The 19,757-nt window shown below is 48.7% G+C and carries 16 protein-coding genes; 3 read left to right on the plus strand and 13 right to left on the minus strand.

Features of this window, described 5'->3' with window-relative positions; translation table 11 throughout:
* Positions 1-84: 84 nt before the first annotated feature.
* From ACO0K4_RS06690 to ACO0K4_RS06725, 8 genes are all read right to left on the minus strand, one after another.
* Positions 85-777 (minus strand): amino acid ABC transporter permease, encoded by a 693-nt coding sequence (locus tag ACO0K4_RS06690; protein WP_422955837.1) that lies wholly within the window; start codon positions 775-777, stop codon positions 85-87.
* Between the two features lie 2 nt (positions 778-779).
* Positions 780-1,532 (minus strand): amino acid ABC transporter permease, encoded by a 753-nt coding sequence (locus tag ACO0K4_RS06695; protein WP_422955838.1) that lies wholly within the window; start codon positions 1,530-1,532, stop codon positions 780-782.
* Between the two features lie 120 nt (positions 1,533-1,652).
* On the minus strand, positions 1,653-2,600 hold the full coding sequence (locus ACO0K4_RS06700; RefSeq protein WP_422955839.1) for an amino acid ABC transporter substrate-binding protein: 948 nt from the start codon (positions 2,598-2,600) through the stop codon (positions 1,653-1,655).
* A gap of 170 nt (positions 2,601-2,770) precedes the next feature.
* Entirely contained in the window at positions 2,771-3,667 is an 897-nt protein-coding gene (locus ACO0K4_RS06705; RefSeq protein ID WP_422955840.1) for an amino acid ABC transporter substrate-binding protein, read from the minus strand.
* Positions 3,668-3,979: 312 nt separating this feature from the next.
* Positions 3,980-5,266: a Glu/Leu/Phe/Val family dehydrogenase gene (locus ACO0K4_RS06710; protein WP_422955841.1), complete on the minus strand. Its 1,287-nt coding sequence runs from the start codon at positions 5,264-5,266 to the stop codon at positions 3,980-3,982.
* A gap of 325 nt (positions 5,267-5,591) precedes the next feature.
* Positions 5,592-6,569, minus strand: a complete 978-nt coding sequence (locus ACO0K4_RS06715) for a LysR family transcriptional regulator (RefSeq protein ID WP_422955842.1) — start codon at positions 6,567-6,569, stop codon at positions 5,592-5,594.
* A 92-nt stretch (positions 6,570-6,661) separates the two neighbouring features.
* The gene (locus ACO0K4_RS06720; RefSeq protein ID WP_422955843.1) at positions 6,662-7,786 is read right to left on the minus strand and encodes a branched-chain amino acid ABC transporter substrate-binding protein; all 1,125 of its coding nucleotides are present in this window, start codon (positions 7,784-7,786) and stop codon (positions 6,662-6,664) included.
* A gap of 244 nt (positions 7,787-8,030) precedes the next feature.
* A complete protein-coding gene (locus tag ACO0K4_RS06725) occupies positions 8,031-9,899 on the minus strand; it encodes an ABCB family ABC transporter ATP-binding protein/permease (protein WP_422955844.1) in 1,869 nt (622 codons plus the stop codon).
* An 83-nt stretch (positions 9,900-9,982) separates the two neighbouring features.
* On the opposite strand from ACO0K4_RS06725, the gene ACO0K4_RS06730 reads away from it, so the two are divergent.
* A complete protein-coding gene (locus tag ACO0K4_RS06730) occupies positions 9,983-10,390 on the plus strand; it encodes an acyl-CoA thioesterase (RefSeq protein WP_422955845.1) in 408 nt (135 codons plus the stop codon).
* A 195-nt stretch (positions 10,391-10,585) separates the two neighbouring features.
* The gene (locus tag ACO0K4_RS06735; protein ID WP_422955846.1) at positions 10,586-12,187 is read left to right on the plus strand and encodes an alkaline phosphatase D family protein; all 1,602 of its coding nucleotides are present in this window, start codon (positions 10,586-10,588) and stop codon (positions 12,185-12,187) included.
* A 153-nt stretch (positions 12,188-12,340) separates the two neighbouring features.
* On the opposite strand, the gene ACO0K4_RS06740 is transcribed toward ACO0K4_RS06735, so the two are convergent.
* From ACO0K4_RS06740 to ACO0K4_RS06755, 4 genes are all read right to left on the minus strand, one after another.
* On the minus strand, positions 12,341-14,023 hold the full coding sequence (locus ACO0K4_RS06740; protein ID WP_422955847.1) for a long-chain fatty acid--CoA ligase: 1,683 nt from the start codon (positions 14,021-14,023) through the stop codon (positions 12,341-12,343).
* A 326-nt stretch (positions 14,024-14,349) separates the two neighbouring features.
* Positions 14,350-16,428, minus strand: a complete 2,079-nt coding sequence (locus ACO0K4_RS06745) for a molybdopterin-containing oxidoreductase family protein (protein WP_422955848.1) — start codon at positions 16,426-16,428, stop codon at positions 14,350-14,352.
* A 41-nt stretch (positions 16,429-16,469) separates the two neighbouring features.
* Positions 16,470-17,630: an acetylornithine deacetylase gene (gene argE / locus ACO0K4_RS06750; protein WP_422955849.1), complete on the minus strand. Its 1,161-nt coding sequence runs from the start codon at positions 17,628-17,630 to the stop codon at positions 16,470-16,472.
* Positions 17,631-17,774: 144 nt separating this feature from the next.
* On the minus strand, positions 17,775-18,698 hold the full coding sequence (locus ACO0K4_RS06755; RefSeq protein ID WP_422955850.1) for an NAD(P)-dependent oxidoreductase: 924 nt from the start codon (positions 18,696-18,698) through the stop codon (positions 17,775-17,777).
* A 133-nt stretch (positions 18,699-18,831) separates the two neighbouring features.
* On the opposite strand from ACO0K4_RS06755, the gene ACO0K4_RS06760 reads away from it, so the two are divergent.
* Entirely contained in the window at positions 18,832-19,371 is a 540-nt protein-coding gene (locus ACO0K4_RS06760) for an acyloxyacyl hydrolase (RefSeq protein ID WP_422955851.1), read from the plus strand.
* Between the two features lie 160 nt (positions 19,372-19,531).
* Here the strand turns inward: ACO0K4_RS06760 and ACO0K4_RS06765 are convergent.
* Positions 19,532-19,757 (minus strand): hypothetical protein (locus ACO0K4_RS06765; RefSeq protein WP_422955852.1); only part of this gene is annotated, 226 nt, incomplete at its 5' end.

The following is a 19,757-nucleotide window of genomic DNA, read 5'->3' on the forward strand; positions in this document are numbered from 1 at the left end:
TTCTCCGGTGCATCCACGATGCGGATCGCGGATGCCTTTCTCAAATGTGTTAACTAGTAGCGGATGAACTATGCCGTCATCTCTTTATCGGATAATCGCAAATTTGGTCTGCAGTTTCTTCACCAGAGAAGATAAGGCAAAACACAAAATAAAATATACGACAGCGACAAAAGAATACATTTCAACCAGACGACCATCGCGCTGTGCAACTTTGGATGCAGCACCGACAAAATCGGTAATCGACAGCACATAGACCAGCGACACGTCCTGAAACAAGACGATGGTTTGTGTCAGCAATACTGGGATCATGTTACGGAAAGCCTGAGGCAAGACAATATTGCCCATGGTTTGCCAGTAGTTCATCCCAATCGCATAACCCGCCCAGATTTGACCGCGTGGAATCGATTGAATACCCGAGCGCATGATTTCGCAATAGTAAGCGGCTTCAAACATCACAAAAGTAATCAGACAGGAAGAGAATGCGCCGACTTGCACAGGCTCGTTCGCACCGATAATCCATGCGCCAATATAAGGTACCAGAAAGTAGAACCAGAAAATCACCAGTACCAGCGGAATAGAACGCATGATATTGACATAGGTGGTCGCAAATACCTTGACCGCTTTAATGCTGGATAAACGCATCATCGCCAGCAAAGTGCCGAGAACAATTCCGCCTGTCATCGCAAGAAAAGTCAGCTCCAGAGTGAAGGACATACCTGTCTTGAACAGGTACAACCAGGAACGCTGAATGACATCAAAATCAAAATTACTGAACATGATTAGTGCCCCCCCGCATTCGCCGAACCAGACGTAATAAATCCTGGCACAGTCAGTTTTTTCTCAAGCACATTCGACAAGACAATCGCAATCACAGAGACCATCAGATAAATCAGGGTTGCGGCCGTAAATGCCTCGAACACCTGAAAAGAAAACTCCTGCATAGACCGTGCGCTCGCCGTCAGCTCCATCAAACCGATGGTCAATGCAACGGAACTGTTTTTGATAATCGCCGCCAGTTCGTTGGTCAATGCAGGAATAATAATGCGGAAGGCCATCGGCAATAAAACATAACGATAGGTTTGTGGCAAAGTGAGCCCCAATGCTGTGCCTGCCATTTTTTGACCGCGTGGCAACGCATTAATGCCTGCAGATACCTGGACAGCTACGCGTGCCGAGGTAAAGAATCCCAGACTTAAAACAGCGGTAATAAAAGGTGCATTCGGCAAAGACTTTAACCAGTTACCCATGCTTGCAGGTACCAGTTCCGGCATCACGAAATACCACAGGAACATTTGTACCAGCAAAGGAATGTTCCTGAATAATTCGACATAGCCATTGGCAAAACGTGCTGCCCATTTATTCGGTGCGGTACGAATGGTACCAATCACCGCGCCCAATACCAGGGCTATAACCCACGCTAATCCGGCAGTTGCTAAGGTCCATAGCAAGCCAGAAATCAGCGCATCCAGATAGGTGCCGCCGCCATCCGGCGCAGCCTCCCAAAAGATATTCCAATTCCAGTTGTAATTCATCTCCGTCCCTTTACTCGAAATCCATGCGCATTGCCTGCCTGCAGCATATCGCTGTCACTTTAAACAAAACGGGAGGCGTGCCTCCCGTTGTGCGCTGGCTTATTTCAATTTTTTAATGACTTATTTTTTCTTTTTCAATACAGCTTTTTGCGCTTCTGGTACTGCGGCATAGGCAGACGGCTCACCAGAATCGGTTGGCTTGGCAACGACCGCTTTAAATTGATCCGACATAGGCCAGTTCAACGCAATACCTTTTGGCGGGATGGGTTGCAAGAACCATTTGTGGTAAATGCGGTTGATATCGCCGGAAGTCAGTACGTTTGAAATCGCTTTATCAACAGCGGCCTTGAAAGGAGCGTCGTCCTTACGCAGCATGATGCCGTATGGCTCAACGGATAAAGCTTCTTTACTGATTTCGTAATCAGCTGGAGATTTAGAATTGGCGGCCAGTGATGCCAGCAAAATATCATCCATCACGAAGGCAACTGCACGACCGGTTTCTACCATCAGGAAAGCTTCTGCATGATCTTTCGCTGGCAAAATGTTGATGCCCAGATTTTGATCGGCGTTCAGTGTCGTCAATTGTTTCAGATTCGATGTACCTGAAGTAGAGACGACGGATTTGCCTTTCAGATCCGCCAGAGTTTTTACGTTTGAGGATTTTTTGGACAACATACGATTGGCAGTCACAAATGTCGTCGGTGCAAACGATACTTGCTTTTGACGTTCCATATTATTCGTTGTGGAACCGCACTCCAGATCAACGGTGCCGTTCGCCATCAGCGGGATACGGGTTGCCGATGTCACTGGATTTAATTTCACATTCAGGCTGGATAAGCCTAATTGTTTTTGCACCGCTGTGACAATTTTCATGCACAGATCGATGGAGTAACCTTGATACGACTGCTTGTCGTCAAGGTAAGAAAATGGAATGGAGGAATCACGTACACCAAGTGTGATCGTGCCAGTATCTTTAATCTTTTTCAGTGTGCCAGTTTCTTGCGCCTGTGCTGCACCAGCAATCACGCCAGCAGCGATCAGGAAAGCGAACATATTCGTTAATTTCATACCATCTCCAAAAGTTACGTCAAAAGATTTACGACAAAAAGTCACCTGCTGAGTTTACCAAAATCGACCAAATGGCACTGTCTTTTTTTGGCTTAAGCGATACGTATAACTACGTAAATACATCGATAAAATCGAGAAATTAACTCTTATTTCTCGATAACAGCGTCTAACTAATCCGCGACCTTGTCTGAGGGAAAGCGTATCGTGTCACGCAATAAAAAACCCATTGGCATATTCAGGTTAGCACCCTTGGGCGGAACCGGTTGCTGAAACCATTTGGTGTAGAGTTTATTGATTTCACCATCACCCATCATGCGTGAAATTTCACGATCGACAAAGGATTTAAACGCGGGATCATCTTTACGCAACATGATGGCGTAAGGCTCCGTCGATAATGAGTCTCCGACGACGGCGAACTTCACTGGTTCTTTGGAATTAGCGCGCAAGCCATATAGCAGCACATCATCCATCGTGAAGGCATCTGCCTGGAAAGATTCAACCATGGCAAAGGAATTATTATGATCATTGCCTTCAACCAGTTTTAATCCCAGCGAGCGCACTTTATCGCGGTCATTCAAGAGCTTGACTGAGGTTGTTCCTTTGGTGGTGACGACTTTTTTGTCTTTCAGATCAGTCCAGTTGGTGATCCCCGAATCGGCGCGAACCAGCATTCGCGCAGTCGCGAAAAAATGTGGAATCGTGAACGCAACCTGTTTGCGACGCTCAGCATTGTTGGTCGTAGAGCCGCACTCAAGATCCGCCTTACCTTCTGCAATACTTGAGATGCGTGTACTTGGTGTGACCAGAACGTAATTCACGGTTAGTTGCGGGCTCTTTAATTCCTTCTTGAGCGCATCGACAATTTTTTGACAAATGTCGACGGAATAACCGATCGGTTTTTTGCTTTCAGATAAATACGAAAACGGGAAAGATGCTTCTCTGTGGGCAATGGTGATGATCTGCGTTTCTTTGATGCGGGCCAGTGTATCAATCGCCTGGGCAGGAGACATGAAACTCGCCAAGCCGCTCAGCGCAGCTATTTGTACGATCCAGAACTTAGCTTTCATAATCATTCCCCAGGTGAGACGACGATGGCTTGCGCCCGAATTTTAGAATGGTAAATACATTTACGCGATCTTTTATATTGAAATATTCTATTTTCACAAACTTTTATTCTGTTTTAAATGCGTGCTGACTGTTTTTTCATGGTAAGGAAACAGCACTTTAAATAAAACAATACATCCATCGATGCGTTTGCATTGATGGATGTATTTCTCTTACCGTTGCTCTAAGGCACTGGAAGATACACTAAAGCGTCAAGCCTTGCATCAAACTACGGCACTCCGTAATGTTAATCAAGCTTGCCACTCTGCGCTGGCTTATGGATACAGACCGCGAACTTCACGTGCTTGCAATACGCGTGAACAACCGATGATGAAGGCTGCCGTACGCAAAGAAACTTTCTTATCTTCAGTCACATGCCAGACCGAGTTAAATGCCTCTTTCATGATACGGGTCAGACGCTGATTGATTTCGTCTTCACTCCAGAAATAACTGGAGAAATCCTGCACCCATTCAAAATACGACACAGTCACGCCGCCCGCATTCGCGATTACGTCCGGTACAACCAGCACGCCTTTGTCGCTCAAAATATCATCCGCTTCCGGTGTAGTCGGGCCGTTCGCCCCTTCGAGAATAATTTTGGCGCGAATCTTGTTGGCATTCTTTTCCGTGATTTGCTGTTCCAGAGCAGCCGGGATCAAAATATCGCAATCCACTGACCAGAATTCATCATTCGGGATCACAGCCTCTGCACCACTAAAGCCCGCCACACTGCCATTGGCTGCGACATGTTCGAGCAATTTATGCGCATCAAGTCCGTTGGAGTGGAAAATCGTACCGCCATGATCTTGTACCGCGACGACTTTAGCACCTGCCTCAGCGAACAGGCGCGCTGCGATACCGCCAACATTACCAAAACCTTGAACAGCAATCTTTGCTCCAGCAATATTCAGGCCACGTTTTGCTGCGGCTTCGCAACCGACGACAAAAACACCGCGCCCTGTTGCTTCGCGACGACCCAGGCTGCCACCGAGTGAAATTGGCTTACCCGTCACGACACCAGTTGCTGTACGGCCTTCGTTCATGGAATAGGTATCCATCATCCATGCCATGGTCTGCTCATTGGTGTTGACGTCCGGTGCAGGAATATCCTTGTCCGGGCCAATGATGATACCGATCTCGGAGGTATAACGACGCGTCATGCGCATCAGTTCGCCACGCGACAAAGTTTTTGGGTCAACGCGGATACCACCTTTGGCGCCACCGTATGGCACATTGACTGCGGAGTTTTTAATTGTCATCCAGGCAGACAAGGCCATCACTTCTGACAGTGTCACATCCTGATGGAAACGCACGCCGCCTTTACCGGGGCCGCGAGATGTATTGTGCTGTACACGATAGCCTTCAAAATGAGAAATGCTGCCGTCGTCACGCTCGATAGGCACGTCAACAATCAAAATACGCTTAGGACGCTTCAGCGTCTCTACCCAGCGGGACAGATGGCCGAGGTAAGGCGTAACACGATCGATTTGCTCTAGATAAACTGACCAAGGACCTGTCTCATGCGGGGTAAGATAAGAGGGTATTTGGTGATGGCTGGACATGGTATGTCTCCTTCCTGTGTAAGTTAACTATGTTGACGACCATTGGTGACCAATGAGGTGATGCATAGTAGGACAACAGGCCATTTTATCGCCAATGCTTTGTTTGCATGTATGTATGCAACAAATGCATAGATATATTTCACCCTGATTTCACTACAGACTTGCAGAAAAAACTCACCGCTTTTTCACACACTGTTATCAGATCAGCATCAACCATAGTAGCGACGAAACTCCGCCACACTGAGGAATAGCTTAGGACAATTTAAGTCAAATTTACAGCGACTTATCGGGACAAATCACCACAACACTTTATGCCGGACGGCACTCATGCGGGCTTGCGGCGTTCTTTTTTGCCATTCTTGACTGCGGTACTGGCATGCGGTGAATGCAGTTGTTCCAGATACTCCCATAAGCGGGAGACGATTGCCTTGCCGGGCCGCTGCACCGATGGACGCTCACGATACAGGCGAATTTCCATCTCGACTTCCCATGCGCTGGAGTGGCCATCAGCGCGCGCCAGCTGCTTTTGTTTCAGTTCGCGCGTCACGGCAGATTCAGGTAAAAACGCGACGCCACGACCCTCGAGCGCCATCATTTTCAAACCCTCGGCCATATCGGTTTCATAGCACTTATCGAGATGCAAAGGAATGCGTGCATCATTCAGAATCAGATCGACCATCCGTCCCAGATACGCATTATTAGCGTAGGCTAAAAATGGTAAAGGTGATTTTTCTGAGCCAGGCAAAAGCAACTCGGACTTACCGGATTTATCACAGCGGGCATAAGCCCGCAAGGCTTCAGTTCCCATGCTGATCATGTCGTACTGACTGGCATCCAGCAACAAAGGCTGGCGCGGGTGGTGATAGCAAAGCAGCAGATCGCAACCTCCCTCGACCAGGCTCATCACGGCATCATGCACGTTCAGGGCGAGCAGACGGCTGTTGATCTCGCCAAAGGCTGACTCAAGTTCCGTCAGCCACTTTGGTACATAGGTCAGCGACAAGGTATGAGGTACCGCGAAGTCGACGGTGGTCTGGGTAGTGGTGCGCTTGCCTCGCAATAAAGCGCGGGCATTATTGATCTGCCCGAGCATGGCAATCGCTTGCTCGTAAAATACCTCGCCCGCATGCGTTAAGCGGGTCGGATATGAGGTACGGTCAATCAGGTCGCTGCCAAGCCACGCCTCCAGCGATTGTATGCGACGCGAGAACGCCGGTTGCGTGACGTGACGCAATTCAGCAGAGCGGCTGAAACTATTGGTTTCAGCTAAAGAGACAAAGTCTTCCAGCCATTTGGTTTCCATGTCGTCATGATAATCGCAGCACGAAAAAAAAGCGTCAACTTATGCGGGATATCCGCACAGTTTGACGCTTATTTTTATCGTATTGCGAGTGCTTAGAAGATATTCGTTTGCTCAGTCAGACTGCCGCCTACCGACTCATAGATCACGACGGTACCGTCTTTCAGGTCGCCTTTGGCATCAAACTCTATCGTGCCCTGGATCTTGCCATCGAAAGAGGTTTTCTTCATCTCTGGTACAAAGACTTTAGGATCGATAGAACCGGCTCTCTGCATCGCCTGCGCATATACGTGAATACCATCGTAAGAGATCGGTGACATCGCGCCTGGTTCACCGAATTTGGCACGATACTTCTGCATGAACGCAGCACCACCAGACAACCAGGATGGCGGCACACCGGCGACGGTGCAGAAGTAGCCGCGATCCGCATTGCCGGCTGCTGACTTGATAATTGCGGCATCACACATGGAATCACCCGTCACGAATTTCGCAGTGATACCTGCGGCGCGCATGGCCTTCAGCAATCCCAAACCAACCGGCTCATCACCGCCGTAGATAACGACATCGGATTTGCTGTCATTGATTTTTTTCACGAGCTGCGGGTAGTCGACCGTCAATGGATTGACCGACTCCTTACCCGGGACGATTTTTTTTGATTCCAGAACCTTTAATACTTCCGCAGCCAGCCCAAGTCCAAACAATGATGCATCATCGACCACGAACACTGTTTTTGCTTTTAGCTTATCGACTGCGATACGCCCCAATGTTGTGCCCTGCTCGATATCGTCCGCACCAATACGGAACGCACTGGGAATACCCATCCGCGTGTATTGAGGGTTAGTTGACGCTGACATTTGCGGGATGCCTGCTTTGGCATAAATCGGCGCGGCGGGAATCGTTACACCAGAATTAAAGTGCCCATAAACAGCGACAACACCGGCATCAATCAGGCGCTGCGCGGCGGCCTTACCATCTTCCGGATTCGCTTTATCGTCTTCTATCGTCAAGGAAAAATGCGCACGCTTGCCCTGGATATAGATGCCTTCCTCGTTTAATTCATCAACGGCAATTTGCGCACCTCCAGCGATGCTTTTACCGTTGTGAGCGAGATTGCCCGTCATCGGCGCAACAACACCGATTTTGACTTCGACCTGACGACTACAGGCGCTGACCAACAAAACTACAGCGAGGCCAATTAGTTTTTGTGACAAGACTTTCATCGTTGCTCCTGAATAGAGAGGTAGATTTTAGGAATAATTCTTCCTGATAGTAGGACTGGACAGGACGAATAAAATTTTGAAATTCCAAGAATTTCAAATACTTTACATCGTACTGGTAATTTCATGAGAAAAGCTAAATTCTCTAAAGCAATCTTTGTGCCGCACATTCCTTGCATCAATACCATTAATTTTGCACAAAGAGACTACATACAGCTACTCATTTTGCTACGCAATCAGCATCGCACTACGCTGCACTCACTTCAACATCAGAGTCGTCGAAGTCATCTGCTCGCTCGTCACTACGATTTTGTTGTCGTTCCCACATCTGTGTATACGCACCGTTCTGCGCTAACAATTGCTGATGCGTACCACGTTCAATGATGCGGCCTTTATCCATTACCAGAATCTGCTCCGCATCGACGATGGTAGATAGACGATGAGCAATCACCAGGCTGGTTCTGGTCTTGGCAATCTCTTTGATTTGCGCTTGTATCATTTGTTCAGACTTGGAATCGAGCGCCGACGTTGCCTCATCAAAAATCAGGATAGAGGGATTCTTTAATAAAGTTCTGGCAATAGCGACCCGCTGTTTTTCGCCGCCGGATAATTTCAAACCACGCTCACCGACGGTGCTTGCATACCCGTCCGGTAAGCTTTCAATAAAATCGTGAATATAAGCGGCCCGTGCCGCAGCGACGACCTGATCTCTGGTTGCACCCGGCTTACCGTAGGCAATGTTGTATTCAATACTGTCATTGAACAACACCGTATCCTGCGGCACGATACCGATAGCACTGCGCAGTGAATGCTGGGTAATCGCGCGAATATCCTGGCCGTCAATCCGAATGGTGCCGCCCTGAATATCGTAGAAACGAAATAACAAACGCGACAGGGTAGATTTACCCGATCCGCTATGCCCGACAACCGCCGTCGTGGTACCGGCAGCGATCGTAAAGTCGACATCAAATAAAATCTGTCGCTTACTTTCATAACTGAAATCGACATGCGCAAACTGAATCGCCCCGCCCTTACTATGATCAACGCTGAGAGGAAGCGCGTCTGCCGTATCGGCAATCTCTTTATGCTGATCCAGTAAAGAAAACAACTTCTCCATATCCGCCAGGCTTTGTTTAATTTCGCGGTAAAGAACGCCAAGAAAATTCAAGGGAATATATAGCTGAATCATAAACGTGTTTACCAGCACCAGGTCGCCCAGACTCATGGTGCCGTCGATCACGCCTTGCGTCGCACGCCACAAAATCAGTGTGACTGCCGTCGCAATAATCAGCGACTGGCCCGTGTTCAGCAAGGATAAACTCGACTGGGATTTGACCGCAGCGAATTCAAATTTTTGCAGGCCTTCGTCGTAACGTTGCGCTTCGTATTCCTCATTACCAAAATATTTAACCGTCTCATAATTCAGCAGAGAATCGATGGCCTTGGTACTTGCTTTAGAATCGAGTTCGTTCATGGTGCGACGAAAATGCGTACGCCATTCAGTCACCGCAATCGTGAACGTAATGTAGGTCGCGAGTGCTACCAGAGTGATCACAGAGAACCAGATATCGTAATGCGTTGAGAGATAAATCAATACCAGCGTAATCTCAAGCAGCGTCGGAAAAATACTGAACAAGGCATACGATACCAGTGATGAAATACCGCGGGTGCCGCGCTCAATATCCCGTGTCATACCACCGGTCTGGCGATTCAGATGAAAACGTAGCGATAAGGCATGCAAGTGCCGGAATACCTTTAACGCAATTGTCCTTACTGCACGCTGAGTGACCTTGGCAAAAACAAATTCACGCAACTCGGTGAAGAGCGTGGTAGACAAACGCAAAGCGCCGTAGCCAATCAAAATCCCGACTGGCAAAACCATCAATGCCGCCGGATGCTGAGGACTGATTGACATGCTGTCGATCAGTTGCTTCAACACGAGCGGCACACCCACACTAGCGAGTTTGGCGCCAACCAGAAACAACAGTGCCAGCGAGACCCGCCATTTATATGCCCACAAATACGGTAATAAAGTTTTAACAGTTGACCAATCGCCGCGAGGTGATGGCGCTGAATTTGCCGAGGCAGGAGCATCGGCAGATGAGTTACGGCGCATAGAATTGCCTAAGATGAAGTAGGGATATGGTTTATGATTTGTTCAAATGATCTAAGCGAATTGTATCTTTGAAAGGAAATACCATGTCTGACCAGATGAAAAACACCCTCCCCGCCGGCATGCCGCAATTGCGTGTCATGCCGATGCCCGCCGATGCGAATGTCCACGGTGACGTATTTGGCGGATGGATCATGGCGCAGGTCGATATCGCCGGAGCAATCCCTGCCGCGCGCCGCGCCAATGGCCGTGTTGCAACGATTGCAGTGAATTCATTCTTGTTTAAACAACCCGTTTTTGTGGGTGATTTACTGTCGTTTTATGCCGAAGTTGTTAAAGTCGGCAATACCTCAATCACCGTGTCGGTCGAAGTCTATGCAGAACGTAATCGTCTGCAAGCGAGTACCGTCAAAGTCACTGAGGCGACATTAACGTATGTCGCAACAGGTGAAGACAGAAAACCTCGTCCGATTCCACCGTTGGACGCTATCTGAGCCTATTTTGAGTCGATTTTGAGCCTCCACTACTGCGTTACCATTTCACCATTATCTGAACGATGGGTCTTCGGCCTACTACAAGATAACAAAAACAATGGCGAGACTCATGATGTAAAAATGCTGTAGTGCCAGTGCGGCATCACCCTGTCTATATTCCGAATAATTTATTAAGTGCGGCCTGCACTGACTACTATGCAACGACGGCAGTTTTTACAACAATCTCTACAGCAGTCTTTACGCCTTGCCGTGCTGGCGGCGTCGGCGTACCAGCTACCCGGTTTTGCCGCAGATAAGTCATCGGCATATCCCTTCACGCTGGGCGTTGCTTCCGGCTCACCCCGGCATGATAGCGTGGTGATCTGGACTCGCCTGCTGCCAGAACCATTGAATGCTCTGGCACTGCCAGCAGTGCCTTACAAAGTACGATGGGAAATCTCGGAAGACGAGACTTTTCATCACATTGTCGGTCGCGGGGAACATACAGCCTTGCCTGAGCTCGCACATAGTGTGCACGTCGATGTCACCGGCTTGCAGGCGGAACGCAATTATTGGTATCGCTTTATGCTGGGCGAGGCAATCAGTCCGGTAGGACGCACACGCACTGCGCCAATCGCAGAGGCCATGCCCTCCGGCTTGCGGCTGGCGGTCGCCTCCTGCCAGCATTGGGAGTTTGGTGAATATGCAGGGCACCGGCATATTGCTGCGGCATATCCGGATCTGGTGGTTTTCCTCGGTGATTATATTTATGAATGGGGACCTTACGATTTAAGTCATCCGTCCAAGCCACGCAGGCGCGATGTCGAGAGCATGAATCTGGCGGGCTACCGTAGCCGCTATGCGCAGTACAAATCAGATCCGCATTTGCAAGCAGCGCATCATGTCGCGCCCTGGATCGTGACCTGGGATGATCATGAGGTCTGCAATGATTACGGTAACGACAGAGATGAACGTTTATCAGTCGATTTTTTGCAAAGACGCGCAGCGGCATATCAGGCGTTTTATGAGCATATGCCGGTGCGCCTGCCGAATCTGGCAACGCTCATGAGTGAAGCAGGTCGCTTTGCTCACATGCGGATTTATGAGCGTTATGACTGGGGCAAACTTGCACGCTTCCATGTACTCGATGACCGTCAGTATCGCTCACACCATGCCTGCCCGAAACCAGGGATGGGCGGCTCAAATTCAGTCACGAATGCCGAGTGTCGTGAGCTGCTTGACCCAAACAGAACTCTGCTCGGGCAAGAGCAGGAGAAGTGGCTGGCGCAGGGATTTGCCAGCTCCGGAGCCAAGTGGAATGTCTTGACGCAGCAAACCTTGATGGCGCAATCCAGTCAGACGCCCGTCGCTAAAGAAGGTGATGGAAAATTCTGGACCGACGGTTGGGATGGCTACCCGTTTGCACGTCAACGAGTATTAGATGATTTGCAAAAACATAAACCGGCGAATCCTGTAATTATTTCCGGTGACGTTCATACATTTTATGCGGCGAATATCAAGCGCGATTTTTACAGTAAAGCCTCGGCAAGCAATCCGATTCTAGCAACGGAGTTTTGTGGCACCTCGATAACGTCCAGCTCACGTCCGCAAGAACGCACAGACCAATACGTCGCGCAAAATCCTCACATCAAATTCGGGCGTAGTGATAAGCGCGGCTTTATTCTGATGGATATCACGCCGAAACAAATGATCACCCGCTTCATGGCGCTGGACGACGTGTCTCGTGCGGACTCTGGCATCTCGACGCTGACAAGCTTTGTGGTTGAAGATGGAAAAACCGGCGTAGTGAGCGCATAGCAAATAAAAAAGGAAGGCAGATGCCTTCCTTTTTTATACTCAAGATATACTCCAGTGCAGTATATTTTCAACGCCTAATAAATACGTGCGGATTAAGCACTATATTGAACGAATATATGGGGAGTATATACATCAAACTCTCCAAATATCGTCTCAGGCAGCTTTCTTTTCATCACGCAATTCACGACGCAAAATTTTGCCGACGTTGGTCTTAGGCAGCTCCAGGCGGAACTCAATGAACTTCGGCTTTTTGTAAGCAGTGAATTGCTCTTTGCAGTAATCCATCAATTGTTCAACCGTCAGCGTCGGATCTTTACGCACCACAAACAACTTGACCGCCTCGCCTGAATTAGCATCTGGTACGCCAACGCAAGCGCATTCCAGCACACCCGGATGCAAGGCAACCACACCTTCAATCTCATTCGGATACACATTAAAGCCAGAGACCAGGATCATATCTTTCTTACGATCGACAATCGTGGTGTAGCCGCGGACATCCATAATCCCAACGTCACCCGATTTAAAAAATCCGTCGGCAGTCATGACCTTGGCAGTCTCATCAGGACGATTCCAGTACCCGACCATGACTTGCGGTCCACGAATGGCAATCTCTCCTGGCGAACCTAAGGGCACGTGATTGCCATCATCGTCCAGAATCGCAATTTCAGTCGACGGAATAGGGAGTCCGATCGTACCGGAAAATTCCTTGGTTTTTGCCGGATTCGCGGTAGCAACTGGCGATGTCTCTGACAAGCCGTAGCCTTCTGCGATTGCGCAACCGGTGGTTTTCAACCATTTATCGGCGACTGCTTTTTGCACTGCCATACCGCCGCCACTACAAATCTCATAGCCAGAGAAATCGAGTTTGGCGAAATCAGGATTATTCAGCAAACCGTTGTACAAGGTGTTCACTGCCGGGAAAATATTGACCTTATATTTTGCCAATTCTTTGATAAATCCCGGAATATCGCGCGGATTCGGGATTAGCAAATTCATTGCTCCGATACGCGTACCGAGCAAGCTACAAACAGTCAATGCGAAGATGTGATACAGCGGCAAAGCACAGACAATCACCTTTTGTTCAGAGTTGGCTTGATTCTCCATGCCGGACATCAGCCATGCGTCGTTTTGCAAAATATTGGCAATGACATTGCGGTGAGATAGCGTCGCACCTTTCGACACGCCCGTGGTTCCGCCGGTATATTGCAGGAACGCGATATCGTCGTGACCAAGACTGACCGGCTGAAAATTCAGGCGACTGGATTCAGCGAGCATCTGCTTAAATCGCACCGCACCTGGCAGCGAGAATGCCGGCACCATTTTTTTGACATTACGGACAACGAAATTAACGATCGCCCCCTTCACGCCACCCAACATATCACCCATGGTAGCGACGACGATATGCTTGATTGGAGTGTTACTCAGAACATGTTCCAGCGTCACGGCAAAATTTTCCAAAATGAAAATTGCTTCAGCACCGGAATCCTTTAGCTGATGCTCTAATTCGCGAGGGGTGTACAAAGGATTGACATTGACAACGGTGTAGCCCGCACGCAGCACTGCGGCCATCACGACAGGGTATTGCAAGACATTCGGCATCATGATCGCAACGCGGGCACCTTTTGGGAGTCCCTTACTTTGCAACCAGGCGCCAACTTTCTTTGACAGAGTATCCAGCTCGCCGTAAGTCAGGAATTTATCCATGCAGGCGTAGGCATTACGTGCTGAGTATTTATGGAAAGACTCTTCCAGCACCTGCACCAGCGATTGATATTGAGAGAAATCGATTTCTGCCGGAACGCCTTGCGGATATGATTTCAGCCAAAACTTGTCCATACGGTTTTCCTTGTCTCTGAGTGTTGTTTTGATTTATTCAGCGTCGGTGCTGCCAATGATGCGCGAAGCACTACTCGCCGGCAAACTGATCGAATGATCTGTTAGCATGGCTAGCATGAATATACTGCGCCGATAGTCGATGCTATCGGCAATGATAAACCAAGGCAAGTCTTTTGCAGCCAACTTGAAAACATCCTCTACTAATTTGCTGCAACGCACAATCAACTAACTTGTTTAATCTATCTGTGGTTTGGTCAGACTCACTGCCGTTCTGCACAAAAAATCTTGAGGGCCGGTGCGTTTTGCAAACACACTGACATCACTGATCAGCCCTTCTCAACCTGCACCAATACATCGTAGAAGGTAGGCCCGCCACCCATATCCGTTAAGCGCTGACTGGTGACTTCATTCGCATTTTTTTGATCGGAAGCAAATTTTTTCCACCAGATAGACAAACCGACCACCAGACCTCGCCGGGCTTTGTCGGTGACTCTCGCAAGTGCCACAAAAGAACCACGGTCATTGAAAATTCTGACGGTATCACCAGAAGCAATCTGGCGATGCTGAGCATCTTCAGGATGAATATCTACATGCGGCTCGCCTTCGGTATCACGCAAACTTTGTACGTTGACGAAACTCGAATTTAAAAAATTACGAGCAGGTGGCGAGATCATTGCCAGTGGATATTTGCCAGCGAGCGCAGGATTGCTCGCAACCGACTCATAAGGGGGAATATACGTAGGCAAAGGATCATAACCATCGCGCTGCATTTGTTCGCTATAGAACTCACATTTTCCGGACGGTGTCAGGAAACCGCCCTGTGCAAAAGGGGCGTCAGGAACACGTAATTTCGCCCATCCCGTTTTCTTCAGTGAACTCCAGTCGAAATGTACGGCACGAGCATCGGATTGCTTAAATGCTTGTGCGGCCAATTCATCATCACTTTCACGAAAGCACGGGTCGTCAAAACTCATGCGATGTGCCAGAAGGCGGAAGATTTCTGTGTTCGGTTTTGCCTCTCCCATGGGGGCAATAGCGGCATTATTCGCCATCATGTACAAATGCCCGTAGGCGCTGTGCGCATCCACATGCTCAAGCTGGGTTGTCGCAGGCAAAACGATATCAGCATAGTCTGCTGTGTCGGTCTGAAAATGCTCAAGTACTACTGTAAATAAATCCTCACGGGCGAATCCCCGGGCTACTGCATTCGATTCCGGTGCGACGGCAACTGGATTTGAATTATAGACAATCACAGCCTCAATCCTGGGGCCGAAACTACCAGAGCTCTCGCGCAATAAATCATCACCGATCGTACTCATATTAATAGTGCGTGGCGTCAGTGATTGCGGGAATAAATCGGGTCGCTGTAAGCCGGTAAGATTTTTAGGAAAAGTATCCGACAATGATAATTGCACACCTCCTCCGGCGTGACGCCATGCCCCGACCAATGCTGGCAGGCAGGCGATATTGCGCACGGCCATGCCACCACCACGGACTCTTTGCATTCCGTAGTTCATCCGTATCATGCTGGCCTCACCACGCTGCGCGCACTCGCCGTAGGCCCTTGCCAGGTTCACCACCTCATCCATACTGATTCCACAAGCTTCTGCGACGCGTTCAGGTGTCCACTCTGCTACGCGCTGTTTAAGTTGCTCAAAGCCTGTTGTGTAGGCTGATATATAGCCATGATCAAGCAAGTCTTCTTTGATCAGGACATGCATCATGCCGAGCGCCAGGGCTGCATCAGTGCCTGGCAACAAGGCGATATGCTGATGACATTTTTCAGCCGTTAAAGAGCGGTAAGGATCGATCGCAATAATCTTTGCACCATTGCGTTTAGCTTCTTGCACACGCATCCAGAAATGCAGATTGGACGCAATAGGATTACCACCCCAGATGAGAATTAAGTGTGCGTTTTGTGTTTGTTCAACATCCGTGCCAACACGAGCACCCAGAGTGTATTTGTAACCAGTACCGCCAGCAGTTGCACATATTGTGCGGTCAAGAAAAGACGCGCCGATTTTATGAAAAAAACGTTGTGACATGCTGTCGCCCTGTACCAGTCCCATGGTGCCTGCGTAGCTATAGGGCAGTATGGCAAGGGGATTACGATCTGCAATTTTCTTAAGCTTTGCAGCAATCGTCGTCAGCGCTTCATCCCAGCTAATTTGTTCAAATTGACCTTCGCCTTTTTTACCGACACGTTTTAAAGGATGCAGTACGCGGTCTTTGTGATAGGTGCGCTCTGTATAACGCGCGACTTTAGTACACAAGACGCCAGCCGTCGTCGGGTGATCCGGATCTCCGCGTACTTCGGTGGCGATCCCGTCTTGTACCGTGACATGCAAGGCGCAGGTATCCGGGCAATCATGAGGACAAACGGCGCGGACGATGGTGGTAGCCATACTCATTCCTAAATCTTTTTTACTTTGATGAAAGTGTCTACTTACGAATCACATAAGCGCTGCATGAAGCGCTCGCACTGAACGATCTGCGCCAGCTCCACATATTCGTTAGGCGAGTGTGCCTGCTCGATACTGCCAGGTCCGCAGATGACGGTCGGAATACCTGCCTGCTGAAATAAACCGGCTTCTGTACCATAAGAGACAGCGCCGTCAGGTGAGTTCCCAGAGAGTTGTGCAGCTAGCTGGACGATGGCGTCTGACTCTTGCATTTGCAAACCAGGTGCGGAGGCCAGCCATTCAAAATCGATGCGCGCGAGCGGCTCTACTGCCAACATCTCTGGTATTAATTTGCGGGCATATTCCTGAATTTCTTCAAACAGCAGGTCTGCCTTCATGTCGGGTAATGTCCGCGCCTCAAATTGAAAATCACAATCTTTCGGCACGATATTGGTTGCGAGTCCGCCACGGATCAGACCCGTTTGCAAGGTACTGTAAGGGACCGTATAAGAATGATCGCGAGTCTCTTGTAAGGCCAGGCGATCAGCTAATTCGCGGATATACACGACAATTTTGGACGCATACTCAATCGCATTCACACCCTGCGTCGTATAACTCGAATGTGCTTCTTTACCGCGTACGCAGCAACGGAAACGATGCGTGCCCTTGTGTGCAATGACTGGCCGCATCAAGGTGGGTTCACCGACTATACACGCAGCGGGTTGCAAACCTATTTCGTCCAGATCACGTATCAGGCTGCGTACGCCAAGGCATCCCACTTCTTCATCATAAGAAAAAGCAAGATGTAATGCCTGATCCCTGTCCGCAGCAATGTACTGCGGTATGGCATGCAGCGCTGCGGCGATATAAGTTTTCATATCTGCTGCACCACGTGCATATAAGCGATCACCATTAATCACTGCTGTAAAAGGATCAGTATGCCATTCCTGCCCGTCAACAGGTACTACGTCAGTATGACCAGAAAGAATAATTCCCGGTCTTTTTCCATCACCTACCGTAGCAAATAAATTAGCTTTTTTTCCGGTACTGTCATAGGTCAGCCTGGAACTAACGCCATATTGCTTAAGGTAAGTTTGAATCCAGTCGATCATTTCGAGATTAGAATCACGAGAAACCGTTTTGAAAGCAATTAATTGCGCCAGAATTGCAAGTAGCTCCGGAGATACTGTAGATATGACTGTCATTGAATAATTCTTATGTTTGCTTGTGCTTCAGTAGCATTGGAGGAAATGTGTTGCTGCGGATAATTCGTCTCGGCTAATTCCATACTATATCGCTGAACTACAAGCATTGCTGATAATCCCCGCGCGTATTTAATGTAGATCTGCTTATGAAGGCAAGATATCGGGCTGATCGCCAAGACGATGGCCTGGATTTTTCTTTTCCAATTCGAGTATCGCGGCAGAATGATCTGCAACAGGCTGATAAACGAGAAGCTGTTGATAGATGTCAGCAATCATTTCTGTGACAGGCAGTTGCAAGCCATTGCTGTGTGCCGCCTGCAAGATATTTCGCATATCTTTCGACTGGCTTTTGACTTGGCCTCCCGGCAAGAAATTCCTGTCCAGCATACGCTGCCCATGTACCTCTAAAATACGACTCTCTGCGAATCCGCCCCGTAAAGCTTGACGCACCGCTACAGGATCAGCACCTCCGGCCTGCGCCAGTAATAACGCTTCAGCGACGATGTTGATCGCTCCGCCAACGATTAACTGGTTGCACAACTTCGATAATTGTCCGGAACCTGGCAATCCGACCAAAGTTGCTTTTCCCAGCACGTCCAAGACAGGTTTAATTTTGCTAAATTCGTCTGGATAGGCGCCAGCCATAATAGCTAGAGTCCCGGCTTCTGCGCCGATGACGCCGCCAGATACCGGCGCGTCAATAAAAATAATGCCCTTGGCTCGTAACAAAGCATTGAATTTTTGCGCTTCCTGTTGCTGCGTAGAACTCATGTCTATCCAGATCTGTCCTGGCTTTAAGAATGGCAAGGTGTGGTGAATAATGTCACTCACCACATTACCCGCCTCCAGCATACTGATCACGATATCAGCATCACCATTTGCAGTTGACATGGCGTTTTGTGGTGCGATAACGGTCTCTGCCCCCAAGATTCTCAAAGGCTCACATTTGGAAGATGTACGATTCCAGGCAACCACGGTATATCCGGCATTAATTAATCTGGTAGCCATCGGTAAGCCCATCAGACCAATTCCCAAAAAAGCAATTCGTGGTTTGTTCATACTATTCATTGTTTTAGGTTGTTGTGAGTGAATGACACTGACAAGTGTGTTGGCATATTTTGCCCATCGCCGATATGATTTGTAGCGAATTGATACAATATCTTAAGAATTCTTCTTTCACCTCTTATCAGGACATCGTTTTATGAAATTTTCGCTTAATAAATCCTTGCTGTGTGGGCTTATGCTGACTCTTACGCAATCAGTAACATATGCTGCGGATTCAGCATCACTGGAATTCGCTACCGGGAATAAAACAAAAATGCTTCGTGCCGGGGCTCAATGGACTTGGGATGAGCAATGGTATAAATCAAACGGAACCCACATTGGTGGTTATTGGGACGCCACATTAGCGAGTTGGCAGGGCAATAATTACCAAGGAAGTGGCGCGAAACAAAATATCGTCGATGCTGGCATTACCCCTGTATTCCGGCTACAAAATGACAATAAGAAGGGAGCATACGTCGAAGCAGGAATCGGTTTGCACATGTTATCGGACATATACGACAATAACGGCAGGAAGTTTTCGACGAATTTTCAGTTCGGTGACCATATTGGAGTCGGATATGTACTGCCAAACGGCTGGGATATTGCGCTCAAGATTCAGCACTATTCCAACGGAGGGGTCAAGCACCCAAATCCCGGAGTGAATTACGCGGTATTGAAGGCGGGGTTTGCGTTCTAGGCTGACGCTTTAGTAAAGCGTTAAAGCCTAGTAAAGAGTGCGCATGAGCCCTCCGGTTTTCTGGGGGATACGGTATCAAAAAGGGGCTTTGGCTCCTTTTTTATTGGGTAATTTGTTTTGGTAAGCGGTCGGCGAGAGCGTGCGTGAGGCGGATGCGAGGCTAGTGGCAGGGAAAGAAGAAGAGGAAGAGGAAGAGGAAGAGGAAGAACAACAATAACAACAGGCAGCAGATAAAAGTGAGCGTACAAGTGGTGCTGCAAAAGCAAAAGCCCCGATCAATTTCTTGAACGGGGCTATGCGGAATAAAAGCCTGACGATGACCTACTTTCACACTGGTTGCAGCACTATCATTGGCGCGGAGTCGTTTCACGGTCCTGTTCGGGATG

It is taken from the genome of Undibacterium sp. RuTC16W (assembly GCF_049339445.1).
In the GTDB taxonomy this organism is placed as follows: domain Bacteria; phylum Pseudomonadota; class Gammaproteobacteria; order Burkholderiales; family Burkholderiaceae_D; genus Undibacterium.